At 75.9% G+C, this 22,455-nt stretch carries 22 protein-coding genes and 1 pseudogene; 16 read left to right on the forward strand and 7 right to left on the reverse strand.

Going from position 1 to position 22,455, the window contains the following annotated elements; genetic code table 11:
* Nucleotides 1–91: 91 nt before the first annotated feature.
* Nucleotides 92–1,348: an SGNH/GDSL hydrolase family protein gene (locus GA0070603_RS09840; protein ID WP_091310571.1), complete on the forward strand. Its 1,257-nt coding sequence runs from the start codon at nt 92–94 to the stop codon at nt 1,346–1,348.
* A gap of 70 nt (nt 1,349–1,418) precedes the next feature.
* Here GA0070603_RS09840 and GA0070603_RS09845 read toward each other — a convergent pair whose 3' ends face one another.
* Nucleotides 1,419–2,051, reverse strand: a complete 633-nt coding sequence (locus tag GA0070603_RS09845) for a class I SAM-dependent methyltransferase (RefSeq protein WP_091310575.1) — start codon at nt 2,049–2,051, stop codon at nt 1,419–1,421.
* Nucleotides 2,051–2,488 carry an RrF2 family transcriptional regulator gene (locus tag GA0070603_RS09850; protein WP_091310578.1) on the reverse strand — a complete coding sequence of 146 codons (438 nt, stop codon included), beginning with the start codon at nt 2,486–2,488 and terminating at the stop codon, nt 2,051–2,053. Before GA0070603_RS09850 ends, GA0070603_RS09845 begins: the two co-directional genes overlap by 1 nt.
* Before the next feature lie 113 nt (nt 2,489–2,601).
* Here GA0070603_RS09850 and GA0070603_RS09855 point away from each other — a divergent pair, with 113 nt between their 5' ends.
* A complete protein-coding gene (locus GA0070603_RS09855) occupies nt 2,602–3,858 on the forward strand; it encodes a globin domain-containing protein (protein ID WP_091310581.1) in 1,257 nt (418 codons plus the stop codon).
* Nucleotides 3,859–4,324: 466 nt separating this feature from the next.
* On the opposite strand, the gene GA0070603_RS09860 is transcribed toward GA0070603_RS09855, so the two are convergent.
* On the reverse strand, nt 4,325–5,143 hold the full coding sequence (locus GA0070603_RS09860) for a YwiC-like family protein (RefSeq protein WP_091310584.1): 819 nt from the start codon (nt 5,141–5,143) through the stop codon (nt 4,325–4,327).
* The gene (locus GA0070603_RS09865) at nt 5,140–5,469 is read right to left on the reverse strand and encodes a cupin domain-containing protein (RefSeq protein ID WP_091310587.1); all 330 of its coding nucleotides are present in this window, start codon (nt 5,467–5,469) and stop codon (nt 5,140–5,142) included. Before GA0070603_RS09865 ends, GA0070603_RS09860 begins: the two co-directional genes overlap by 4 nt.
* Before the next feature lie 219 nt (nt 5,470–5,688).
* Here GA0070603_RS09865 and GA0070603_RS09870 point away from each other — a divergent pair, with 219 nt between their 5' ends.
* From GA0070603_RS09870 to GA0070603_RS09925, 12 genes and pseudogenes are all read left to right on the forward strand, one after another.
* On the forward strand, nt 5,689–7,341 hold the full coding sequence (locus GA0070603_RS09870) for a carbamoyltransferase family protein (protein ID WP_091310591.1): 1,653 nt from the start codon (nt 5,689–5,691) through the stop codon (nt 7,339–7,341).
* Entirely contained in the window at nt 7,338–8,360 is a 1,023-nt protein-coding gene (locus GA0070603_RS09875; RefSeq protein WP_091310594.1) for a glycosyltransferase family 2 protein, read from the forward strand. Before GA0070603_RS09870 ends, GA0070603_RS09875 begins: the two co-directional genes overlap by 4 nt.
* 35 nt (nt 8,361–8,395) lie before the next feature.
* A complete protein-coding gene (locus GA0070603_RS09880) occupies nt 8,396–9,973 on the forward strand; it encodes an HAD-IIIA family hydrolase (protein ID WP_244282473.1) in 1,578 nt (525 codons plus the stop codon).
* Nucleotides 9,974–10,016: 43 nt separating this feature from the next.
* Nucleotides 10,017–10,991 carry a glycosyltransferase gene (locus GA0070603_RS09885; protein ID WP_091310602.1) on the forward strand — a complete coding sequence of 325 codons (975 nt, stop codon included), beginning with the start codon at nt 10,017–10,019 and terminating at the stop codon, nt 10,989–10,991.
* Nucleotides 10,976–12,193, forward strand: a complete 1,218-nt coding sequence (locus tag GA0070603_RS09890; RefSeq protein WP_091310605.1) for a glycosyltransferase — start codon at nt 10,976–10,978, stop codon at nt 12,191–12,193. Before GA0070603_RS09885 ends, GA0070603_RS09890 begins: the two co-directional genes overlap by 16 nt.
* A pseudogene (locus tag GA0070603_RS09895) lies at nt 12,193–12,759 on the forward strand (D-sedoheptulose-7-phosphate isomerase); the annotation flags it as partial. The gene GA0070603_RS09890 and the pseudogene GA0070603_RS09895, both read left to right, overlap by 1 nt.
* 302 nt (nt 12,760–13,061) lie before the next feature.
* Nucleotides 13,062–14,474, forward strand: coding sequence for a PfkB family carbohydrate kinase (locus GA0070603_RS09900; protein ID WP_091310608.1), 1,413 nt, complete (start codon nt 13,062–13,064; stop codon nt 14,472–14,474).
* Nucleotides 14,475–14,544: 70 nt separating this feature from the next.
* Nucleotides 14,545–15,240, forward strand: a complete 696-nt coding sequence (locus GA0070603_RS09905) for an SDR family oxidoreductase (protein WP_425270428.1) — start codon at nt 14,545–14,547, stop codon at nt 15,238–15,240.
* The gene (locus GA0070603_RS09910; protein WP_091310614.1) at nt 15,237–16,229 is read left to right on the forward strand and encodes a glycosyltransferase family 9 protein; all 993 of its coding nucleotides are present in this window, start codon (nt 15,237–15,239) and stop codon (nt 16,227–16,229) included. The genes GA0070603_RS09905 and GA0070603_RS09910 overlap by 4 nt, the downstream gene beginning before the upstream one ends.
* Nucleotides 16,230–16,251: 22 nt before the next feature.
* Nucleotides 16,252–17,109 carry an alpha/beta hydrolase family protein gene (locus tag GA0070603_RS09915; RefSeq protein WP_091310618.1) on the forward strand — a complete coding sequence of 286 codons (858 nt, stop codon included), beginning with the start codon at nt 16,252–16,254 and terminating at the stop codon, nt 17,107–17,109.
* Nucleotides 17,110–17,234: 125 nt separating this feature from the next.
* Nucleotides 17,235–17,873 carry a hypothetical protein gene (locus tag GA0070603_RS09920; RefSeq protein ID WP_091310621.1) on the forward strand — a complete coding sequence of 213 codons (639 nt, stop codon included), beginning with the start codon at nt 17,235–17,237 and terminating at the stop codon, nt 17,871–17,873.
* Nucleotides 17,874–18,005: 132 nt separating this feature from the next.
* Nucleotides 18,006–18,398 (forward strand): hypothetical protein, encoded by a 393-nt coding sequence (locus tag GA0070603_RS09925; RefSeq protein WP_091310625.1) that lies wholly within the window; start codon nt 18,006–18,008, stop codon nt 18,396–18,398.
* Between the two features lie 70 nt (nt 18,399–18,468).
* Here the strand turns inward: GA0070603_RS09925 and GA0070603_RS09930 are convergent, their stop codons facing one another.
* Both GA0070603_RS09930 and GA0070603_RS09935 read right to left on the reverse strand, forming a co-directional pair.
* Nucleotides 18,469–18,702 carry a GTPase activator gene (locus GA0070603_RS09930; protein ID WP_091310628.1) on the reverse strand — a complete coding sequence of 78 codons (234 nt, stop codon included), beginning with the start codon at nt 18,700–18,702 and terminating at the stop codon, nt 18,469–18,471.
* Between the two features lie 31 nt (nt 18,703–18,733).
* Nucleotides 18,734–19,624 carry a DUF72 domain-containing protein gene (locus tag GA0070603_RS09935; protein ID WP_091310631.1) on the reverse strand — a complete coding sequence of 297 codons (891 nt, stop codon included), beginning with the start codon at nt 19,622–19,624 and terminating at the stop codon, nt 18,734–18,736.
* Nucleotides 19,625–19,743: 119 nt separating this feature from the next.
* Between GA0070603_RS09935 and GA0070603_RS09940 the strand changes: the two genes are divergently transcribed.
* Together GA0070603_RS09940 and GA0070603_RS09945 are read left to right on the forward strand one after the other, a co-directional pair.
* The gene (locus tag GA0070603_RS09940) at nt 19,744–20,250 is read left to right on the forward strand and encodes a DinB family protein (RefSeq protein WP_091310635.1); all 507 of its coding nucleotides are present in this window, start codon (nt 19,744–19,746) and stop codon (nt 20,248–20,250) included.
* Between the two features lie 95 nt (nt 20,251–20,345).
* Nucleotides 20,346–21,131 (forward strand): hypothetical protein, encoded by a 786-nt coding sequence (locus GA0070603_RS09945; RefSeq protein WP_139131845.1) that lies wholly within the window; start codon nt 20,346–20,348, stop codon nt 21,129–21,131.
* Nucleotides 21,132–21,213: 82 nt separating this feature from the next.
* On the opposite strand, the gene GA0070603_RS09950 is transcribed toward GA0070603_RS09945, so the two are convergent.
* Nucleotides 21,214–22,431 (reverse strand): S8 family peptidase, encoded by a 1,218-nt coding sequence (locus GA0070603_RS09950; protein WP_091310642.1) that lies wholly within the window; start codon nt 22,429–22,431, stop codon nt 21,214–21,216.
* Nucleotides 22,432–22,455 lie beyond the last annotated feature (24 nt).

Consider the following 22,455-nt stretch of genomic DNA (forward strand, 5'->3'; position numbering starts at 1 on the left):
CGCGTCGGGCCATTGACGTGCGTCACACGACCGTGGTCTGATCGCCTCCTCAGAGGATCTTTCACATTTAGATGTGTGAGGGGGTCGGGACATGTCCCTGTTCCGTCGTGCCGCGCTCGCGGCGGCGCTGGCCGTCGCCGCGGTGGCGCTGCCGGCCGCCGTGGCGCCCGCGCGGCCCGCCACGGCGGCCCTGCCCACCGCCGCCGTGGCGCTGGGCGACAGCTTCATCAGCGGCGAGGGCGCCGGGGCGTACGCGCCGGTGGTCGACGTCAACGGGGTGGCCCAGGGCTTTCCCGGCTGGTCGGCGCCGAACAGCAACGCCTACTTCTGCCACCGCTCGCCGAACGCCTCGCTCTTCCAGGCCGACCTGCCCGGCATCGCCGCCCGCTTCAACCTGGCCTGCTCGGGCGGGCAGCCCTACGACATCGCCGCCGCCTCCGCGACCCGGACCAAGGGCCGGCAGGTGAGCGCCCAGCTCGACCAGCTCCGGGCGGTGGCACAGACCCACGACATCGACCTGGTGCTCGTCGGGCTCGGCTCGAACAACAGCTCGTTCACCTTCGGCAGCGTGGCGGAGAAGTGCGCCAACCGCTTCATCGCCGACGCCTGGACCGGCTGGTGGGAGTTCTGGGCGTACCTCGGCGGGCCGGTCGAGCAGGAGCCGTGCACGGACGCCGACCTGGCCACGGCCGCGCAGTTCAGCGCCGCCACCGCGGAGACCACCGCGGCGGTCCGGCAACTGCTCACCACCCTCGACCAGATCGACGCCGACGGCCAGCACCGGGTGGTGTTCCAGGACTACACCAACCCGCTCCCCACCGACCTGGCCACTCCCTACTGGACGGAGGACGACCGGGACGACACCCGGGACAAGTTCCGCGCCCTCGGCGCCGAGCGGTACGCCGCCGGATGCCCGATCCACCGGGCCAGCCTCGCGCCGGGCCAGCGCTTCTCCCAGGGCCTCGGCACCCTGGTCAGCTCGGTCCGGACCACCCTGGCCGCCGAGTTCCCGCAGGACGACCTGGTCTACCTGAACGTGCAGCGCGCCTTCGACGGCGCCCGGCTCTGCGAGTCGGCGGGCAGCCCGGGCAACGCCCTGGCCACCCCGATCCGGCTCATGGACGGCCCGACCGGTGTCTTCGTGACCAGCCTCTCCGGCTACGACAAGCTCGACATCCAGCGGATCGCGAACGCCTGCGGCACGTACTTCCAGACCTGCCAGGAGTCCTGGCACCCGAGCGCCGCCGGCCACCGGGTGCTCGGCCGCTGCCTGACCGGCGCCGCCGCGACCGGCGCACGGGCGGTCTCCTGTGTCCGCGCCCCGGACGGCACGATCACGGTGAGCTGACCCGCGTCGTGGGGCGTCCCCGGCCGGGGGCGCCCCACGACGGGCCGGGCCGGAGCCGGCACGGTGAGCCTCAGGCGCGGACGGCCGTGCCGAGCGCGTGCGGCGCCGCGGGACCGGGGACACCTGTCGGCGGGAAGCGGAACCGGTCCAGCTCGACCACCGTGAAGCCGGCCGCCCGGATCGCCGCCACGGTGTCCCGCGCGGTGTGGCAGCCGGCGCAGCAGAGCGGCCAGAGCGTCGCGTCCGCCACGCGCTGGGCGCGGCGCAGCCCAGGGGTCTCCGCGACGACGTGCTCGTAGAAGCGGAGCTGCCCGCCCGGGCGGAGCACCCGGCGCGCCTCGCGCAGCGCCACCGCCTGGTCGGGCACCGAGCAGAGCACCAGCGACAGCACCACCGCGTCGGCGCTCGCGTCGGCGACCGGCAACGCCTCGGCCAGGCCGGCGACCACGGTCACCGGAACCGGCGCCTCGGGCGCGGCGGCCCGTAGGGCGGCGCGCAACCGGGGCTCCGGCTCCACGGCGAGCACCCCGGTCACGGTCGGCGGATAGTGCGGCAGGTTCCGCCCGTTGCCGGCGCCCACCTCGACCACCCGGCCCCGCAACCCGGCCACCAGGCGGCGTCGGTGCGCGGCGGCGCCGGCCCGGTCCATGGCGACGCTGGCCCGGGCGAAGACCCGGGCGAAGATCGGATGCGAGACGGCCATCAGGCACGCACCGGTGGGGCGCCGAGGGCGAGCAGCACCGGACCGGCCGCGCCGTCGGCCAGGTCGCCGAGGCGTACGCCGTCGAGCACGGCGAGGAAGGCGGCCTGGGCCCGGCGCAGCTCGCCGCGCAGTCGGCAACCCGCGACCAGCGGGCAGGCGGGCTGCTCGCAGTTGACCACCTCGTCGTCGCCCTCGAAGGCCCGGACCACGTAACCGACGGTCAGCTCCCCGGCGTGCTCGGCGAAGGTGACTCCGCCGGAGCGGCCCCGGATGGTGACGAGCACTCCGAGCCGCTGCAACCGCTGCACCACCTTGGCCACGTGGCTGCGCGGCAGCGCGAGCTGGGTGGCGAGCTCGTCCACCGTCCTCCGTGCCGGGGAGGCGGCGGTCAGCATGGCGATGCGCAGCGCCATGTCGGTCGACCGGTTGAGCTTCACGCCTCGACCCTAGCCAGCGGTCGCTCGTCGCGACACGGGTCGAACCGCCCGTCGCCTGGTGTGACGAGCGCTACCGCGACCCCGGGACCTTCGACCCTGAAGAGGAACTTTGAATGCCTGTTCAGTGGGGAGCGACCCGTTCGACGCCACAAGGAGTAATCGTGCTTTCGGAATCCTCAGCAGCGGTGGTGACGGCGACCCTGCCCGCCGTGCAGGCCAACGGCGAGGCGATCACCGGCCGGTTCTACCAGCGGATGTTCGCCGCCCACCCGGAGTTGCTGAACATCTTCAACCGGAGCAACCAGGCCACCGGCACGCAGAAGGCCGCGCTGGCCGGCGCCGTCGTCGCGTACGCCGAGCACCTGACCGGCGGCAGCGCCGTGCCGTGGGGGCCGATCCTGGACCGGATCGCGCACAAGCACGTCTCCCTGGGCATCACCGCCACCCAGTACACGATCGTCGGCCGGCACCTGATGGCCGCGGTGGCCGAGGTGCTCGGCGAGGCGGTCACCCCCGAGGTCGCGGCGGCCTGGGACGAGGTGTACTGGCTGCTGGCCTGCGAACTGGTCGCCCGGGAGGCGCGCCTCTACACCGAGGCGGGGGTGCCGGAGAACGGGTCCGTGTGGCGCGAGTGGCGGGTCACGGACCGGACGGCGGAGACCCCGGACGTGGTGTCGTTCACCCTGGTCCCCGCCGACGGCGGAACGGTGCCCGGCTTCACCGCCGGTCAGTACACCTCCGTCGCCGTCGACCTGGGCGGCGGCCGCGGCCAGCAGATCCGGCAGTACAGCCTCTCCGGCCGGCCCGGCGCCGACCACTGGCGGATCACCGTGAAGCGGGTACGCGGCACCGGCGACGCGCCCGACGGCATGGTCTCCGGTTTCCTGCACGAGCGGGTGACCGTCGGCGACACGCTCCGGCTCAGCCCGCCGTTCGGCGAGGTCAGCGCGCTCGGCGGCGGGGAGCCGCTGCTGCTGGTCAGCGCCGGCATCGGACTGACCCCGGCCATGTCGGCGCTGGCGCACCTGGCGGCAACCGAGCCCGAGCGGCCGGTGACGCTGGTGCACGCCGACCGCAGCGGCGCCGCGCACGCGCTGCGCCACGAACTGCCCGCGCTCCAGGAGCGGCTGCCGAACCTGTCGGTGCGCCTCTGGTACGAGGACACCGCCGGCGCCGAACTGGCCGGCATCAAGGCGGAGATCGCCGAGGGACTCGTCGACCCGGCGCTGGTCCCGCTCACCCCCGGCGCGTACGTGCACCTGTGCGGGCCGGTGCCGTTCATGACGCTGGTCCGGGGTGGCCTGCTGCGCCGGGGCGTACCGGCCGAGCGGATCGCGTACGAGGTGTTCGGTCCGGGCATGCTGCGCTGAGGCTCGCCAGCCGCGGCGAGCGAGGGCCGGTGTCGGGCAGCGCCCGACACCGGCCCTCGCCATCTCCCGGCGAGCCCATCCCGGTCCATTCGGGCGCGCACGCCGACCGGACCCGAACCACTGCTCGCACACCACGGCCACGCTCCGTGAGGACCGCTCCCGCCCCGGCACCCCTGCGCACTCGCTTTGCTCTGCAGCCCTATAGGCATCACTCACGGAGGGTTGCCGGTGCGTATAGGGCTGCAGAGCAAAGGCGGGCGGCAGGGGGTGGGGGCCGGGGCGTCGCAGTTCGCGTTGTGGCTGCTCAGCCCGGGGCTGCCGGCGGCGACGCCGGAGGCGGCCGCCCGGCGATGCCGTCACGCCTCGTAACCACGGCCGTCGGAGGGGGCAGTCACTCAGGGTTGCGAGAACGTCCCGTGCGCGGCGCCGCGGCCTCCGGCGGGCCGCAGCACCGGCCCCGTTCCCGTCAGGCCCAGCGGGTGACCACCGCGGCGAGCACCAGCAGGGTGCCGACCATCTCGATCAGGCCCACCCGCACCGGGGTGAGCCGCCGGCCGGGCAGCACGCCCGCCCGGAGCAGCAGCAGCGCGAAGACCCCCGCCACCGCCGGCCCCCATCCGGCGACCACCGCCACCGCCAGCGCCACCAGGTGGTACGCCAGCGAGGCCCAGCGGTACTGGGCGCTCCCCCGCTCCCGGATCATCGTCTTGACGTACAGCACCGTGCCGACCAGGTACGCGCCGACCGCCGCCGCCACCCCGACCAGGTCGGCCGGCGGGACCTCGGCGACGGTGGCCACCACGAACACCATGAGCAGGCTCTGCGCCACCGACGCGAGGTCGTTGAGCAGGGCCCGCTCGCGGCGGCGTCGGGCGTGGCCGGCGTTGACCGCGAGGAGCACGCCGTAGAGCGGGACGTAGCCGAGGACGGCGGGGCGGGCGAGCAGCACGGGCATCCCGAGCAGCGCGGTCGCCCCGCCGTAGACGAGCAGTTGCGGGCGTACCCGGTCGGTGCGGCCGGTCTTCACCGCGAGCAGTGCGTAGTAGGAGAACAGGTAACCGGCGAGCCCGACGCCGAGGACGGGCAGGTGCAGCCAGCGCGGACCGGTCACGCCGACCGCCGCGACGTACGGCAGGAGCAGCATCGCCCAGGCGCCGTGCTGCGGCGGCAGCCAGCGGTTCCGGCGTCCCCTAGCCGGTCGACCGGGCCGCGCCGCGGGCGCACGGGAGGCGGGGTCCGCGGCGGGACTGGTGCCGGTGGCGTGCAGCGGTCGGACGGCGCTCATCCGCGGGCGACCGTGAGCAGCACCACGGCGTCCTCGTCGGCGTGCAGCGCGTGGTGGGCGTCCGGAATCACCAGCAGGTCGCCCGCCGAACCCGGCCAGGTCCGGTCCCCGGCGGTCAGGCGGACGCGTCCGCGCAGCACCTGGAGCGTCGCGTCGCCGGGGCTGGCGTGCTCCGCCAGGGCGTGCCCGGCGACCAGCGCGACCAGCGTCTGGCGCAGCCGGGTGGTCGGATCGCCGTGCAGGGTCCGGGCGCTGCGCCCGCTGCCGGTGGCCCGGGCCAGGGCGAGCTGCTCCTCGGCGAGCACGGACAGTGAGGACGGGGACACGAAAGCACCTCCCGGTCGGATCGTCGCGGGCAGAAGGCACCGGAGCCGGAACCGGCTGTGCCGGAGCCGACTGCGCCGCTTTGCCCAGCTTCGCCGCTTCATGCGGGGCCGACCAGGGGCTTTGGTCCCGAATTGGAAGCTCCACAACGGAGATTCGACTTCTCGGGAGAAGTCGATGATCTACAGGTTAGGTCGTGGTCGCCAGGGTAGGGACCACTCATGCGCGTCCTTGGAATCAACGCGATCTTCCACGACCCCGCGGCCGCCCTGGTGGTCGACGGCCGGGTGGTGGCCGCGGCCGAAGAGGAGCGGTTCAGCCGCCGCAAGCACGGCAAGCGGCCGGTGCCCTTCTCCGCCTGGGAGCTGCCCGAGCTGTCCGCCGCGTGGTGCCTGGCCAGCGCCGGGATCGACGTGGACGCCCTCGACGCGGTCGCCTACTCCTTCGACCCCGGCCTCTGCCGCGAGGCGGCCGAGCTGGGCCTCAGCGACCCCTGGGACTGGCTGCGGGTCGACTACGCCCGGCGGGCCCCGCAGTTCCTGGCCGCCGCCCTGCCCGGGCTCGACCCGGAGAAGGTGCGGTTCGTGCCCCACCACGTCGCGCACGCGGCCTCCGCCGGCCTGGCCGCACCGCCGGCCGGCGACGACACCGCGGTGCTGGTGCTCGACGGCCGCGGCGAGGTGGCCAGCCACCTGGCCGGCGTCTACCGCGACGGCCGGCTGTCGCCGCTGCACTCCCAGCAGCTCCCCCACTCGCTCGGCCTGCTCTACGAGGACCTCACCCGGCACCTGGGCTTCCTGCACTCCAGCGACGAGTACAAGGTGATGGCACTGGCCTCCTACGGGCAGCCCCGGCACCTGGGCCTGCTCCGTGACCTGGTGCGGGTCACCGACGACGGCGGCTTCCAGGTCGAGCGGATCGACTGGTCGAGCATGGCCAAGGCGGTCGCGGCCGGCGGCGAGCTGGCCGAGGAGCACGCCGACCTGGCGTCCAGCGTGCAGGTGCGGCTCGAGGAGGTCGTCCTCGACCTGTCCCGCTGGCTCTACGACGCCTCCGGCGGCGCCACCACCCTGGCCATGGCCGGCGGGGTGGCGCTCAACTGCGTGGCCAACGCCCGGCTCGCGGCCGAGGGGCCGTACCGGGACGTCTGGGTGCAGCCGGCGGCCGGTGACTCGGGCACCGCGCTCGGCGCGGCGCTGCACGTGGCCGGCGAGCTGGGCGACCGGTCCGCCCCGATGGCCGGCGCCGACCTGGGCCGGGGCTGGTCGGACGAGGAGCTGGAGGCGGAGCTGCGCCGGGCGGCGCTGCCGTACACGCGGCCGGCGTCCATCGCCGTCGAGGCCGCCCGGGTGCTCGCCGACAACGGGATCGTCGCCTGGTACCAGGGGCGCAGCGAGTACGGCCCGCGGGCGCTCGGCCACCGGTCGCTGCTGGCCCACCCCGGCGACCCGGACACCACCCGCCGCATGAACGACGTGAAGGGCCGCGAGCAGTTCCGGCCGATCGCCCCGATGGTCCGCGCGGAACGCTTCGCGGAGCTGTTCGACGGTGTCTACCCCAGCCCGTACATGCTCTTCGTGCACCGGGTGAAGCCGGAGTGGCGGGACCGCATCCCGGCGGTCACCCACGTCGACGGCACCGCCCGGGTGCAGACGGTGCACCCGGAGACCGAACCGGTGGTGGCCGAGCTGCTGGCCGAGTTCGAGCGGCGCACCGGGCTGCCCGTGGTGGTGAACACCTCGCTGAACACGGCCGGGCGGCCCATGGTGGACACTCCCCGCGAGGCCATGGAGCTGTTCGGCTCCGCCCCGGTGGACCTGCTCGCCCTCGGCCCGTTCGCGGTGCACCGCGCCGCGCTGGGCGGCGCCCGATGATCAGCGTCGTCGTGCCGACGCTGGGGCGGCCCAGCCTCGCCACGCTGCTCGACGCCCTGACCGGCCAGCTCGACGAGCTGCCCGGCGCCGAGCTGCTGCTGGTGGACGACCGGCGCGACGACACCGGCGAGCTGGCCGTGCCGGGGGCGCTGGCGGCGTACACGAAGGTGTTGACCGGGCGTGGCGCGGGCCCGGCGGCGGCCCGCAACCTGGGCTGGCGGGCGGCGCGCGGCGAGTGGGTGGTGTTCCTCGACGACGACGTGGTGCCGGCGCCGGACTGGGCCCGGCGGCTGCGCACCGACCTCGCGGTGGCCGGCGGGACCGGCGGCGTGCAGGGCGTCGTCGACGTCCCGCTGCCCGCGCACCGGCGCCCCACCGACTGGGAACGCGGCACCGCCGGCCTGGCCGAGGGTAAGTGGATCACCGCGGACATGGCCTACCGCCGAGCTGCCCTGGCCGCCGTCGGCGGCTTCGACGAACGCTTCCCCCGCGCTTTCCGGGAGGACGCCGAGCTGGCCCACCGGGTCCACCGCGCCGGCTGGGACCTGGTCCAGGGCCGGCGGCGGGTCACCCACCCGGTCCGGCCGGAGAGCCGCTGGGTCAGCCTGCGCACCCAACGCGGCAACGCCGACGATGCGCTGCTGCGCCGGCTCTACGGCCGCGGCTGGCGCGCTGACCTCGACCTGCCACCGGGGCGGCGGCCCCGGCACGTGGCGGTCGCCGCGGCCGGCACCGTGGCGCTGGCCGCCGCGGCGCTGCGCGCCGCTCCCCTCCGCTCCGCCCGCGCCCGGCGGGCGCTCGGCGTGCTCGGCGGCGTGGCCGCGCTCGGCTGGGCGGCCGGCACCGCGGAGTTCACCCGGGCCCGTGTCGCGCCCGGCCCGCGCACCCCCGACGAGGTCGCCACCATGCTGGTGACCAGCGCGCTCATCCCGCCGCTCGCGGCCGTCCACTGGGTACGCGGCTGGCGGCGCGCCCGCGCCGTGCCCGCCGGGGACCTGGTCACGGGGGCGGGACGCTGATGTTTACGTCCTTGTCCCAGGGCAACTTCTCGGCCATGAAACCGCCGGGCCCCGCCCTGTACGACGCGGTGCTGCTCGACCGTGACGGCACCCTGGTCGAGGACGTGCCCTACAACGGCGACCCGGAGAAGGTCCGGCCGCTGCCCGGGGCCCGGGAGGCGCTGGACCGGCTGCGGGCGGCCGGGGTTCGGCTGGCCGTGGTGACCAACCAGTCCGGACTCGCCCGGGGCTACTTCACCGAGCGCGACATGCACGCGGTGCACGCCCGGATCGAGGAGCTGCTCGGCCCCTTCGACCACTGGGCCATCTGCCCGCACGACGACACCGACGGCTGCGCCTGCCGCAAGCCGGCTCCCGGGCTGGTGCACGAGGCCGCCCGGGCGCTCGGCACCGCGCCCCGGCGCTGCGTGCTGGTCGGCGACATCGGCCGCGACATGGCCGCCGCGCTCGCCGCCGGCGCCACCGGCATCCTCGTGCCCACTCCGGTGACCCGTCCCGAGGAGGTCGCCGAGGCGCCCGCCGTCGCCCGGGACCTGCCCGGCGCGGTGGACGAGATCCTGCGCCGGGCCCGGGCGGTGCGGCCGGTGGTGCCGCGTACCGGGCGGGCCGGCACGGTCCTGGTGGTGCGGAGCGACTCGGCCGGCGACGTGCTGGTCACCGGCCCCGGCATCCGCGCGGTGGCGGCCGGGGCGGAACGGGTGGCGCTGCTCTGCGGGCCACGCGGCCGGGCGGCCGCGGAGCTGCTGCCCGGCGTCGACGAGATCATCGAGTGGCCGCTGCCCTGGATCGACGGCTCCCCCGAGCCGGTGGACCCCGACGACATGCGCCGGCTCACCGCCCGGCTGGCCGCGGTGGGCGCCGAGGAGGCGGTCGTCTTCACCTCCTTCCACCAGTCGGCACTGCCCCTGGCCCTGCTGCTGCGGATGGCCGGCGTCCCACGGATCAGCGCGATCAGCGACGACTACCCCGGGTCCCTGCTGGACGTCCGGCACCGGGTGCCGGTCGGCGTGCCCGAGCCGGAGCGCGCGCTCTCCCTGGCCGCCGCGGCCGGCTTCGCCCTGCCCGCCGGCGACGAGCCGGTGCTGCGGCTCCGCGCCGACCTGCCCGCGCGCGCCGTGGCCCGGCCCGCCGGCGACTACCTGGTGGTGCACCCCGGCGCGTCGGTGCCGGCGCGGGCCTGCCCGCCGGAGCGCTGCGCCGAGATCGTGGCCGCCCTCGCGGCCGACGGGCACCGGGTGCTGGTCACCGGTGGACCTGGCGAACGGGAGCTGACCGCCCGGGTGGCCGCAGCCGGGGGCACCGACGTCGGGGGGACCACGGACCTGGCCGGGCTCGCCCGGATCCTCGCCGGCGCCCGCTGCCTGGTGGTGGGCAACACCGGGCCGGCCCACCTCGCGGCCGCCGTCGGCACCCCGGTGGTCAGTCTCTTCGCCCCGACCGTCCCGTTCGGGCAGTGGGCGCCCTACCGGGTGCCGACGGTCCGGCTCGGCGACGCCGGGGCGGCCTGCCGGGACACCCGCGCGGCCCGCTGCCCGGTCGCCGGGCACCCCTGCCTGAGCGGCGTCGACCCCGCCCGGGTGGTCACCGCCGTCCGCCGGCTCGCCCCCGGCTGAATCCACCCGACCCGCCCCCGCCCCGCCGCCGACGAGGAGAGAGATGAACGTTCTGCTCTGGCACGTGCACGGCTCCTGGACCACGTCGTTCGTGCACGGGAGACACCGGTACCTGGTGCCGGTCACGCCCGACCGCGGCCCGTACGGGCTGGGCCGGGCGCGCACCTACGAATGGCCGGAGAACGCCGTCGAGGTGACGCCGGAGGAGCTGGGACGGACCGACGTCGACCTGGTGATCCTGCAACGGCCCGAGGAGCTGGAGCTGGCCGAGCAGTGGCTGGGCCGCCGGCCCGGCCGGGACCTGCCGGCCATCTACGTCGAGCACAACACCCCCAAGGGCGACGTGCCGGACACCCGCCACCCCATGGCCGACCGGGACGACCTGCTGCTCACCCACGTCACCCACTTCAACGAGCTGTTCTGGGACAACGGCGGCACCCGCACCGCGGTCGTGGAGCACGGCATCGTGCCGCCGAAGGTGGAGTGGACCGGCGAGCTGGACCGGCTCGCCGTGGTCACCAACGAGCCGGTACGCCGCGGGCGGGTCACCGGCACCGACCTGATGCCGCGGTTCGCCGCCGTCGCCCCGCTGGACGTCTTCGGCATGGGGGTGGCCGGCCTGCCCGACCGGCTGGGGCTCCCGGCGGACCGGCTGGCCGTCCACGACGACCTGCCGCAGGACCGGATGCACACCGAGGTGGCGCGGCGGCGGGCGTACCTGCACCTGTGCCGCTGGACGTCGCTCGGGCTGAGCCTGATCGAGGCCATGACCATCGGCATGCCGGTGGTCGCGCTGGCCACCACCGAGGCCGTGGACGCCGTGCCGCCCGACGCGGGGGTGCTCTCCACCCGGGTGGACACCCTGGTCGAGGCCGCCCGCTGGCTCGCCGAGGACCGCGACGCGGCGTACCGGCTGGGGGCACGGGCACGCGAGGTGACGAAGGAACGCTTCGGGCTCGACCGGTTCCTCGCCGACTGGGACCGGATCATGGAGGAGGAGACATGCGCATCGCGATGATTTCGGAGCACGCCAGCCCGCTCGCCGTCCTCGGCGAGGAGGACGCCGGCGGGCAGAACACCCACGTGGCGGAGCTCGCGGCCGCGCTGGTCGGCGAGGGGCACGACGTCCGCGTCTACACCCGCCGGGACTCCACCGCCCTGCCCGAGGCGGTGGCCACCGTCGACGGCTACCAGGTGTGCCACGTGCCGGCCGGCCCGGCGCACCGGGTGCCGAAGGACGAGTTGCTCCCCTACATGGGCGAGTTCGGCAGCTGGCTGGCCGACACCTGGCGGCGCGGCGGCTGGACCCCGGACGTGGCGCACGCGCACTTCTGGATGAGCGGGCTGGCCACGGTGCACGCGGGGCGGCGGACCGGGGTGCCGACGGTGCTGACGTACCACGCGCTCGGCACTGTGAAGCGCCGGCACCAGGGCGCGAAGGACACGAGCCCACCAGGGCGGATCGGCTACGAGCGGACGCTCGGCCGGGCCGTGGACCGGGTCATCGTGCAGTGCGAGGACGAGGTCGCCGAGCTGGTCCGGATGGGCGTCCCGCGGTCGCGGATGGCGCTCGTCCCGTCCGGCGTGAACCAGGCGGTGTTCCGCCCCGACGGCCCGGTCGCCCCGCGCGACCCGGCCCGCCCCCGCATCCTCACCGTCGGCCGGATGGTCGAGCGCAAGGGCTTCCTGGAGGTGGTCCGGGCACTGCCCGCGGTGCCGGACGCCGAGTGCGTGGTCGTCGGCGGCCCGCCGGCCGACCTGCTCGCCGCCGACTCGTTCGCGCGGCGGCTCTCCGCGCTGGCCGAGTCGTGCGGCGTGGCCGACCGGGTGAAGCTGGTCGGCGCCGTGCCGCGCGAGGAGATGGGCGCCTGGTACCGCTCGGCGGACTTGCTTGTCGCCGCGCCCTGGTACGAGCCGTTCGGCCTCACCCCGCTGGAGGGGATGGCCTGCGGCGTGCCGGTGGTCGGCACCAACGTCGGCGGCATCGCCGACACCGTCGTGGACGGGCTCACCGGTGACCTCGTGCCGCCCCGCGACCCCCGCGCGCTCGGCACCGCGCTGCGCCGGCTGCTGTCCGACAAGGTCCGGCGGTTCGCGTACGCCACGGCCGCGCTGGACCGGATCCGCAGCCGGTACTCCTGGAAGCGCTGCGCCGAACAGCTCGGCGCGGTCTACGCGTCGCTGACCACGGCCTCCCGGCCGGCGCCGGCGGTGGCCTGATGAGCCACCACGACACCCTCGACGCCCACCTGTCCGGGCTGGCCGCGGCACTGCTGCCGTACCGGCGGGAGGCCGAGCGGCTGGCCGGCTGGGGCACCGAGCTGGCCTGGACGCTGGCCCGGGGCGGGCGGCTGCTGGTGGCCGGCAACGGCGGCAGCGCCGCCGAGGCCCAGCACCTCACCGCCGAACTCGTCGGCAAACTCCGCGACGACCGCGAACCCCTGTCCGCCATCGCCCTGCACGCCGAAACCTCCGCCCTCACCGCCATCGGCAACGACTACGGCTACGACGAGGTCTTCGCCCGCCAGGTCCGCGCCCACGGCCGACCCGACGACATCCTCCTGCTCATGTCCACCAGCGGCACCAGCACCAACCTCCTCACCGCCGCCCAGGCCGGCCGCGACACCGGCCTGCGCTGCTGGGCCTTCACCGGCCCCGCCCCCAACCCGCTCGCCGACCTGTGTCACGACGTGCTCGCCGTGCCGTCCCCGGACAGCCAGGTGGTGCAGGAACTGCACCTGGTCTCCACGCACCTGCTCTGCGAGTACGTCGACCAGGCGCTGCCGCTGATCCGGCAGCTCCCGACCGCGTCCGTACCGGCGCCCCGGGCCGGCACGTACGCCCGGTGGGCCCCGCCGGCCCCGCGCGCCGCCGAGCCGGCGGCCCACGACGGCCGCGACCGGCACGACGGGGCCGGTCGGGACGGCCTGGTCCTGGCCACGGTGGACGGCGTGGCGCCGTTCGCCGGCGCCGGGCAGCACGCGAACGGGCACGGCCGCAACGGGCACGCCGGTACGAACGGGCACGCCGGTACGAACGGGAACGGGCACGGCCGCAACCGCTCCACCGGCACCGGGTGGGTGGAGCCGTGAGCGGGCCGCTCGTGGTGGTCGGCGACGCGCTGCTGGACCGGGACGTGACGGGCGCGGTCAGCCGGATCTGCCCGGACGCCCCGGTGCCCGTGCTCGACGAGCACGCGGCCACGGACCGACCCGGCGGGGCCGGACTGGCCGCGCTGCTCGCCGTCGCGCCGGACACCGAGGTGGCGCTTGTCACCGCGCTCGCCGACGACGCCGGCGGGGCCCGCCTCGCGGAACTGCTGGGCGAGGCGGGGGTGGCGGTATACCCGATGCGCCTGCCCGGCGCGACGGCCGAGAAGATCCGGCTCCGCGCCGGCGGGCAGACCCTGCTCCGGCTGGACCGGGGCGGCGAGCCGCAGGCGCCGGGCCAGCCCTCGGAGGCCGTGCTCGACCTGCTCTCCCGGGCCCGGGCCATCCTGGTCAGCGACTACGGTCGCGGCCTGGCCCGGCAACCCGCGCTGCGCGCCGCGCTGGCCGAGGCGTCCGCCCCGGTGGTCTGGGACCCGCACCCGCGCGGCCCGGCCGCGGTGGCCGGGGTCCGGCTGACCACGCCGAACCTCGGCGAACTGCGCCGGCTCACCGGGGACGCCGGCGCCGGCTCGGGACTCTCCACCGCCACCCGGGCCGGGCACGAGCTGCGCCGCCGGTGGCGGGTCGGCGCGGTCGCGGTGACCATGGGCCCGGACGGGGCGGTGCTCTGCCACTCCGGCAGCACCCCGCTCGTCGTGCCGCCGCCGTCCACCGTGGCGCACGTGGAGGACACCTGCGGCGCCGGGGACCGGTTCGCCGCCACCGCCGCGCTGGCGCTGGGCGACGGCGCGTCGACCGCCGAGGCGGTGCAGGCGGCGGTCGAGGCCGCGTCCGCGTACGTGGCGGCCGGCGGTGCGGCCGGCCTGCACCGGGCGCCGGAGCCGTCGCGGCCGGCGGAGGCCGTCCGCTCCGCCGAGGAACTCGTCGCGAAGGTACGCGCCGACGGCGGCACGGTGGTCGCCACGGGCGGCTGCTTCGACATCCTGCACGCCGGGCACCTGGCCACCCTCCAGGCGGCCCGCCGGCTGGGCGACTGCCTGGTGGTGTGCCTCAACTCCGACCGGAGCGTCCGGGGCCTCAAGGGACCGGAGCGCCCGGTCCACCCGGAGCAGGACCGGGCCCGGCTGCTGGCCGCCCTGGACTGCGTCGACGCCGTGGTGGTCTTCGACGAGCCCACCCCGCACCAGGTGCTCGGCCGGCTGCGCCCGGACGTCTGGGTCAAGGGCGGCGACTACGCCGGCGACGGCGCGCCCGAACTGCCCGAGGCGGAGCTGGTGCGCCGCTGGGGCGGGCGGGTCGTCACCGTGCCCTTCCTGGCCGGGCGGTCCACCACCGGCACCATCTCGGCCGCGCGCCAGCGCGGCCTCCACCTCGTCAAGGGAGCGGTATGAGCGAGCGTCAGCGAGCGAATCATCAACGCAGTGAGCCTCAGTGCGGCACGGAGCGAAGCGGAGTGCCGGCATGAGCAGGGACATGAACGGTCGGGCGGTGCTGGTCACCGGCGGGTCGAGCGGCCTGGGCGCGGCGGTGGTGACCGCGGTGGCCAAGGCGGGTGGGCGGCCGTACGTGCTGGACCGGCAGGCGCCGGCCGACGGGGTGCCCTGGGTCGAATGCGACCTGGCCGACACCCGGGCCGCCGAGGCGGCCACCCGGCAGCTCGCCGAGCAGGCCGGCGGGCTCGACGGCGTGGTGACCGCCGCCGGCATGGACGTGCCCGGCCGGCTGGCCGACGTCGACGGCGCGACGTGGGACCGGATCGTGACGATCAACCTGCTCGGCACGGCCGCGGTGATCCGGGCCGCGGTGCCGCACCTGGAGCGGTCGCACGGCACGGTGGTGACCGTGGCGTCCACGCTGGGCGTGAAGGCGGTCAGCGACGCGACCGCGTACTGCGCGGCGAAGTTCGGGGTGGTCGGCTTCACCCGGGCGCTCGCCGCCGAGCTGGCCGGGACGGTCGGCGTCACGCTGCTGATCCCGGGCGGCATGCGGACGGCGTTCTTCGACGACCGGGACGAGCGGTACAAGCCCGGCCCGGACGCGATCCTCAACGACCCGGCGGACACCGCCGAGGCGGTCCTGTTCGCGCTGTCCCAGCCGCCCGGCTGCGCGGTACGCGAGCTGGTGGTCTGCGCCGAGCAGGAGTCCTCGTACCCGTGATCCTCGTGCTCCGGGCGCTCGGCGTCGGCGACCTCGCCACCGGGGTGCCGGCGCTGCGCGCGCTGCGTGCCGCGTACCCCGGGGAGGAACTGGCGCTGGTCGCGCCGCGCTGGCTGACGCCGCTGGTGGAGCTGGTCGGGGTCGTGGACCGGCAGGTCTTCGCGGACGGGCTGGGCCACCTCGGGTGGTCCGGCCCGCCGCCCGCGGTGGCCGTGAACCTGCACGGCCGGGGGCCGCAGTCGCACCGGATGCTGGCCGGAGCGCGGCCGAGGCGGATGCTCGCCTTCGCCAACGCCGACGCCGGGTGGCACGACGGTCCACCGTGGCGGGCCGAGGAGCACGAGGTGGACCGGTGGTGCCGGATGCTCGGCTGGTACGGCATCCCCGCCGACCGCACCGACCTGGCGCTGCGCCGGCCCGGGCCGGGTGGGCTGCCGACCGGGGTGACCGTGGTGCATCCCGGCGCCAAGGCGGCGCAGCGGCGCTGGCCGCCGGAGCGGTTCGCCGCGGTGGCGCGGGAGCTGTCCGGGCGGGGCCACCGGGTGGTGGTCACCGGCAGTCCCGGCGAGCGGGACATCGCCGCCGAGGTGGCCCGCCGGGCCGGGTTGCCGGCCGACGCGGTGCTGGCGGGCACGACCGACGTCGGTGAGCTGGCCGCGCTGGTCGCCCACGCCCGCCTGGTGCTGTGCGGGGACACCGGGGTGGCTCACCTGGCCACCGCCTTCACCACCCCGTCGGTGCTGCTCTTCGGACCGGTGCCGCCCTCGTGGTGGGGGCCGCCGCCGGACCGGCCGTGGCACGAGGCGCTCTGGGCCGGGCCGCGCCCGGCCGCGGACGGCCCGGGCGTAGACCCGGCGCTGGCCGAGCTGGACGTGCCGGCCGTGCTGGCGGCGGTGGACCGGGTGACGGCCGCGGCCCGGTCGCGTGTGGCAGCGGTGCGCCGGATTCCCGCGCAGGCGGCTCACCCACCCCTTGCTACCCGCCGGTAGCTTCCCGCCGTACGCTGAGCCGGTGAACGGGGACTACACGCAGGAGTTCGTGGAGGTCGACGGGGCGCGGATCGGCGTCCAGGTCCACCCGGAGCCGGACGGGCCACCCGGCGCGCCGGTGGTGGTGATCTGGCCCGCCATGGGGGTCCGCGCCCGCTACTACCGGCCGTTCGCCGCCGCCCTGCGCGAGGCCGGGCTGGCCGTGGTGGTGGTCGACCTGCGGGGCACCGGCGAGAGCACGCCCGCACCGTCGCGCGACTGCCGGTACGGCTACGCCGAGCTGGCCACCGACGTCGGCGCGGTGCTCGACGCGCTCAAGCCGCGGCTGGACGGCCGGACCCGGCTGCTGCTCGGGCACTCGCTCGGCGGGCAGGTCGCGGTGCTGCACCAGGCGCTGCACGACGCCGACCGGGTGGACGGGCTGGCCCTGGTGGCGGTGGGCATCCCCTGGTGGCGCGGGTACCCGGGGCTGCGCGGCTGGGGCGTGCTGCCGTACACCCAGGGCATCGCGGCGGTCGCCCGGCTGCTCGGCGTCTGGCCGGGCTGGGGCTTCGGTGGCCGGCAGGCGCGCGGGGTGATCCGGGACTGGGCGTACACCGCCCGGACCGGCCGCTTCCCGGTGCTCGACGGGGTCGACGCCGATGCCGCCGTCGGGCGGGTCCGCACGCCGGTGCTCGCGGTCAGCGTCGACGACGACCAGTACACGCCGCACGAGACGCTGGACCACCTCTGCGGCAAGCTCGCCGCAGCCCCGGTGACCCGGCACCGCTACACCGTCGCCGAGGCGGGCGCCCCGCTGGACCACTTCACCTGGGTACGCGCCGCCGGCCCGCTGGCCGCCCGGGTCGCCGCGTTCGCCGCCACGCTGCCGCGTCGCTGACACCCGGACGTGCCGGACTGCCGGGCCGGAACCGGGCGGGCCGATCCGCCGCCCGGAAAACGGGTGCGTAACCGCGCCGAAGGTGGGTAAGCCGCACCGCCCGAACACGGCGGATGGGGGATCAGATGTCCGAACGGCACACCGCGTTGCGCTCGATGCACGATCTGGGCCTGGCGGCCTGGTTCGGCGGCTCACTGATGGGCGCGCTCGGCGTCAACGGCGCAGCGGCGAAAATCGACGACTCGACCCAGCGACTGCCGGTCGCCTCGGCCGGCTGGGCGCGCTGGACCCCGGTCAACGCGGCGGCGATCGGCGCGCACCTCGCCGGCGCGGTCGGCGAGCTGGTGACCGAGAGCCCACGCGTGGCCGCCCAGTCCGGGGTGGCGAAGATGAGCACGGTGAAGACGGCGCTGACCGTGGGCGCGCTGGCGGTGACCGGCTACAGCCGGCTGCTCGGCATGCGGCTGCAGAAGGCGGGCGGGCCGTCCGTCGAGGGGGCCACCGAGCCGAACTACCAGACGCCCTCGAACGTGGCCGCCTCGCAGCGGCAGATGAAGCTGCTCCAGTGGGCCATTCCGGCGCTGACCGGCGCGCTGGTCGTGGTCTCGGCGTACATGGGCGAGCAGCAGAAACCCGGACAGGTGTTCCGGGGCCTGCTGGGCCGGGCCGGCGGGCTGGCGAGCGCCCCGATGGCGATCGGAAAGATGGCCGGGATGACCGGGATGCACGCGACGAAACGACCGATGGCCATGGCCGGTCGGTGACCCGCTCCGCGGCCGGCGGCCCACATCGGGGTGGGGCGCCGGCCGCGTGGCGTACCCGGGGTCCGGCGCATGACCGGACCGGTGGCGGGCAATCAGCACCGGCACGGGGGAATCCAGCCAGGTGAGGTGGCCATGACGAGCAAGGACCGATCGGGTAGAGGCGAGGGGCGGGGGCCCGAGGCGGCCGCGCCGTGGGGCACCACCGACGGCTTCGACGCCGACCCGCCGTGGGGCGCGGGCGCGGACGACCCGATGGACGAGGGCAGCGAGGAGAACGCCGTCCCCGAGGGCCGGCGGGGCGAACGCCGGGCGGCGGGCGCCGGGCCGGGCGGGCCGAAGGCCGGCCGGCACGGGTTCGGCCCGGTGGAACCCACCCGGACCGCCGAGGCGGGCCCCGGCGCGCCGCCGGATCCGGCGCCGTCCCGACGGACCTTCCCCGACGACCGCGCCGACGGGGACCTCGGGGACAACGCGCTGGAGGACGCCACCGGCATGCGTCCCGAAGGGGTCAGCCGGCGCGGTTGACCCGGACCGCCGGACCGAAGACGACACGACGCCCGGGGCGACTCACCGCCCCGGGCGTCGTACCGTCCGGTCAGGAACCGGTGCCGTCCTCCCCCGGCCGGCCCAGGGCCGACGGTTCGTTGTCCGGCACTGGCGGCTCGGCCACCGGGCGGCCGGTGTCGTCCACCAGGCCCGGGGCCATGCTGCCGCCGTGCGCCTCCTCGGCCTCCCGGGTCGCCCGGGGATCCCGGTCGTCCCGGGCCAGGCCACCGGGCTCGTCCCGCCGCTCGTCCACGCGCTCCCCCTCGCTGTCGTCCCTCGGCACCGCCGGTACCCGCGAGGTGCCGGCGGAAACCTCAGGCCCGTGCGGCGGCGGGCGCGACGCCGAGCAGCCCGGCGAGCCGGGCGGCGTCCCGCTGGGCCTGGTCGCCGCAGCAGTTGTTGAGCAGCACGTGCAGCTCGCCGCACTGGTCGGCCAGCTCGCGGAGCAGCACGGACCAGCGTCGCAGCTCCTCCTCGCCGTAGGCGTAGCGGAACCGGTCCTGCTTGTCGCCGCTCTCCCAGGCGGTGCTGTGCCCGTGGAACCGCACCACCGCGAGGTCGGTGGTGGCGGTGAGGATCGGCGGCACCGAGGAGGCGTGCCCCTGGGGCATGTCCACGCAGACGTACCCGAGCCCGTTCTCGCGCAGGAACGTCACCGTGTCGACCACCGCGTCCTCGGTGAACCAGGAGGAGTGCCGCAGCTCCACACTCACCGGCCAGGGCCGGCAGCGGAGGGCCGCGGACAGGATCCGCCGCTTGGCCGCGTCGCCGCGGGCCAGCCACGGTGGGAACTGGAGCAGCACGGCGCCGAGCCGGTCGGCCTCCGCGAGCGGCGCCAGCGCCGCGTGGAACCGGTCCCAGAGTTCGTCGTACGCCCCGGCGGACAGGTCCCGCCAGCGGATCCGGCTCGGGCCGCCGGCCGGGCGCAGCTCCCGCGGCAGCGCGTCGATCGGCGTGTGGTGGCCGGTGAAGAGGCGGAACGCCTTGACGTCGAACGTGAAGCCGGGCGGGGTGGCGGCCGCCCAGCCCTCGGCCGTCTCCGGCGCCGGGATCGCGTAGTACGACGTGTCCACCTCGACCAGGCCGAAACGCTCGGCGTACCAGGCGAGGCGGCCGGCCGGGGTGTTGGCCGCGCGGGGATACCAGCCGGAGCGGACCAGCATCTGGTCGGCCCAGGAGGACGTGCCCACCTTGATGACACCCATGTAATTCAGTGGACCCCGATCCGGACGAACCGGCAACCCGGGAGCGTCCGGTGGGTAACCGGGAAAGTGTCGGTGGCGGGTCGTACGGTGTCCGCGGTCCTCGATGAAAGGCAGGCGGCATGAGCGTCTCCGACCAGGTCCTCACCGGCGAGCGAGCCGACCTGCTCGCCACCCTCCAGCGGCACCGCGGCTTCCTCCGGCAGACCGTGACGGGGCTCGACGACGAGCAGGCCGCGCGACGCAGCACGGCCAGCGAGCTCTGCCTCGGCGGCCTGATCAAGCACGTCGCCGGCACCGAGCACCGGTGGATGCGGTTCGCGGTCGGCGGCGCCGAGGCGATGCAGAGCGAGCCGGTCGACTGGGCCGGCCAGTTCCGCATGGCCGAGGGCGAGACCCTGGCCGGGCTGCTCGCCGAGTTCGACCGGGTGGCCGCCGAGACGGACGCGCTGGTCACCACGCTCGACCTCGACACCGCACACCCGTTGCCGAGCGCGCCCTGGTTCGAGCCGGGCGCCAGCTGGTCGGTGCGCCGGGTGCTGCTGCACCTGATCGCCGAGACCGCGCAGCACGCCGGGCACGCCGACATCATCCGCGAGTCCATCGACGGAGCGAAGACCATGGGTTGACCGGCGGTGAGGTGACCGATCTCACCCGCCTCGATGGGGCGGACAGCGGTTTCCGGTGTGACGCCACGGCCGGTGGCGGCGCTGAGGGACACGAGATGAACGGACACCGCATGGACCAGGAGACCGTCGAGCGACTGCTCGTCGGTCCCGCCGCCGACGCGCAGGACGGTCCGGAGGCACTGGTCCGGTTCCTCGCCGCCGTCCGCGCCGCACCCCGCCCGCACGAACTCAGCGGCGAGGGGGCCGCCCTCCAGGCGTTCCGCATGACGCAGGCCGGCGGCCCGGTCCCGCTGCGGGTGTCCCGTCCCGAGCGACGGCTGCGCGGCGGGCTGGTCGGCGCGAAACTCGCCCTGGCCGCCCTGCTGGCGACCGCCACCGGCGGTGTCGCGCTCGCCGCCGTGACCGGCCACCTGCCCGCCCCGCTGGGCGGCGGTGGCGCGGACACCACGGCGAGCCCGAGCACCGGGGCCGACGGCCGGCCCACGCCGACCGGCGATCCGGACCACCCGACCAGCCCGGCCGGCGTCCCCACCGACCCGTCGGGCAGCCCGTCGGCGCTGGCCGGCCTCTGCACCGCCTACCGGGCGGAGGGCGACGATCGGCGCCGCGCCCTGGAGAAGCCGCGATTCGCCGACCTGGTTGCCGCCGCCGGCGGGCGGGAGCAGGTCGCCGGCTACTGCGACCACCTGCTCGACGGCAGGAGCAAGCCGACCGACCCCGCCGCCGACCCGACGCGGCGGCCGAGCGCCGAACCCACCGGCCGGGTCACCGGCCGGCCGGAGCAGACGCCGGACCGGCCGCCGGCCGCTTCGCCGCCCACCACCCGTCCCGCTGGTCCGACGGTGCGGGAGCCCAACTCGGTCGGCGCCTCCCCGCGCTGACCCGCACGCGCACCGCGCGCCCACCCGGGTACGCACGAACCGTGCCGGTCCACGTCGGACCGGCACGGTCGTGGCGTCACGGTCAGAAGGTGGCCACGTTCAGCAGCTTCTCCTGGATGCCGTCCGGGTCACCGGCCGGCCAGCTGTAGTTGGTCGTACCGGCCGACTGGAGGGCCGACTTGACCGCGCCGGGGGTGGCCGTGGGGTGGGTGGCCTTGTAGAGGGCGGCGCCACCGGCGACGTGCGGGCTCGCCATCGAGGTACCGGAGATCGTGTTGTAGCCGCCGCCCTTCCAGGTCGAGTAGATGCACACGCCCGGCGCCATCAGGTCGACGTCGGCGCCGTAGTTGGAGAAGTCGGCGATGGTGTCGTCCACGTCGCTGCGGCAGGTCGCCGCGGCGCCGCCGCCCGGCAGGCCGTTGAAGTCGGCAAGCGCGGAGACGGTGATGACCTCGTCGTACGCGGCCGGGACGTGGTTGGCGGCGTTGTCGGTCTCGTTGCCGGCGGCCACCACGTACGTCACGCCGGCCACGACGGAGTTGCAGATCGCCTCGTGCATCGCGTCCTTGTTGCTGCCGCAGGCGCTGTCGGAGCCGGAGCCACCGAGACTCATGTTGGCGACCTCGATCTCGCTGGCGTGCGCGGTCACGTAGTCGATGCCGCAGATGATGCTGGAGAACGAGCCGCTGCCGGCGTTGTTGAGCACGCGGACCGGCCAGAGCCGGGCACCGGGAGCCATGCCGACCACGCCGACGCCGTTGTCGAGCGCGCCGATGGTGCCGGCGACGTGCGAGCCATGGCCGTTGCCGTCGTTGGCGCTGCTGCCGGTGGAGCAGTTCTTCGCCCCGGCGGTGTAGACGTTGAGGTCCGGGTGGGTGAGGTCGATGCCGGTGTCGATGACCGCGACGTCGACGTTCACCCGCTCGTCGGCACCGTTGATCTTCGCGGTCGGGCTCAGCTCGGCGTCGGCCCGGTTGATGCCGGTCGGCGTGGTCTGGGCGTCGGCCGTCACCACCCCGTCGGGCTGGACGAGGAGCACCCGCGAGTCGCGGGCCAGGCGCGCCGCGGCGGTGGCGCTCATCCGGGCGGAGTAGCCGCGCAGGGCGTGCTCGTAGACGTGGCCGACCGTGGCGCCGGTAGCCCGGGACTGCTCGGCGGCGACCGACGACGGGTTGGCGCCGGCGCGGAGGACGACGATGTAGCCGCTCTCCGCCTCGGCGCGCGGGGCGGCGGTGGCGCCGGTCGCCGAGGCGGCGACGACGATGCCGGTGAGCATCGCGACGCCCAGTGTCTTGCGCATGGGGGTTCCTCTCCACGTGCGGGT

The organism is Micromonospora chersina (assembly GCF_900091475.1).
Taxonomy (GTDB): Bacteria; Actinomycetota; Actinomycetes; order Mycobacteriales; family Micromonosporaceae; genus Micromonospora; species Micromonospora chersina.

Bases quoted from the DNA above. Each gene is read 5' to 3' on its own strand.
- GA0070603_RS09840 (WP_091310571.1), top strand. From the start codon at position 92: ATGTCCCTGTTCCGTCGTGCCGCGCTCGCGGCGGCGCTGGCCGTCGCC.
- GA0070603_RS09845 (WP_091310575.1), bottom strand. From the start codon at position 2,051: ATGGCCGTCTCGCATCCGATCTTCGCCCGGGTCTTCGCCCGGGCCAGC.
- GA0070603_RS09855 (WP_091310581.1), top strand. From the start codon at position 2,602: ATGCCTGTTCAGTGGGGAGCGACCCGTTCGACGCCACAAGGAGTAATC.
- GA0070603_RS09860 (WP_091310584.1), bottom strand. From the start codon at position 5,143: ATGAGCGCCGTCCGACCGCTGCACGCCACCGGCACCAGTCCCGCCGCG.
- GA0070603_RS09870 (WP_091310591.1), top strand. From the start codon at position 5,689: ATGCGCGTCCTTGGAATCAACGCGATCTTCCACGACCCCGCGGCCGCC.
- GA0070603_RS09875 (WP_091310594.1), top strand. From the start codon at position 7,338: ATGATCAGCGTCGTCGTGCCGACGCTGGGGCGGCCCAGCCTCGCCACG.
- GA0070603_RS09880 (WP_244282473.1), top strand. From the start codon at position 8,396: ATGAAACCGCCGGGCCCCGCCCTGTACGACGCGGTGCTGCTCGACCGT.
- GA0070603_RS09885 (WP_091310602.1), top strand. From the start codon at position 10,017: ATGAACGTTCTGCTCTGGCACGTGCACGGCTCCTGGACCACGTCGTTC.
- GA0070603_RS09890 (WP_091310605.1), top strand. From the start codon at position 10,976: ATGCGCATCGCGATGATTTCGGAGCACGCCAGCCCGCTCGCCGTCCTC.
- GA0070603_RS09905 (WP_425270428.1), top strand. From the start codon at position 14,545: ATGAGCAGGGACATGAACGGTCGGGCGGTGCTGGTCACCGGCGGGTCG.
- GA0070603_RS09920 (WP_091310621.1), top strand. From the start codon at position 17,235: ATGTCCGAACGGCACACCGCGTTGCGCTCGATGCACGATCTGGGCCTG.
- GA0070603_RS09925 (WP_091310625.1), top strand. From the start codon at position 18,006: ATGACGAGCAAGGACCGATCGGGTAGAGGCGAGGGGCGGGGGCCCGAG.
- GA0070603_RS09935 (WP_091310631.1), bottom strand. From the start codon at position 19,624: ATGGGTGTCATCAAGGTGGGCACGTCCTCCTGGGCCGACCAGATGCTG.
- GA0070603_RS09940 (WP_091310635.1), top strand. From the start codon at position 19,744: ATGAGCGTCTCCGACCAGGTCCTCACCGGCGAGCGAGCCGACCTGCTC.
- GA0070603_RS09945 (WP_139131845.1), top strand. From the start codon at position 20,346: ATGAACGGACACCGCATGGACCAGGAGACCGTCGAGCGACTGCTCGTC.
- GA0070603_RS09950 (WP_091310642.1), bottom strand. From the start codon at position 22,431: ATGCGCAAGACACTGGGCGTCGCGATGCTCACCGGCATCGTCGTCGCC.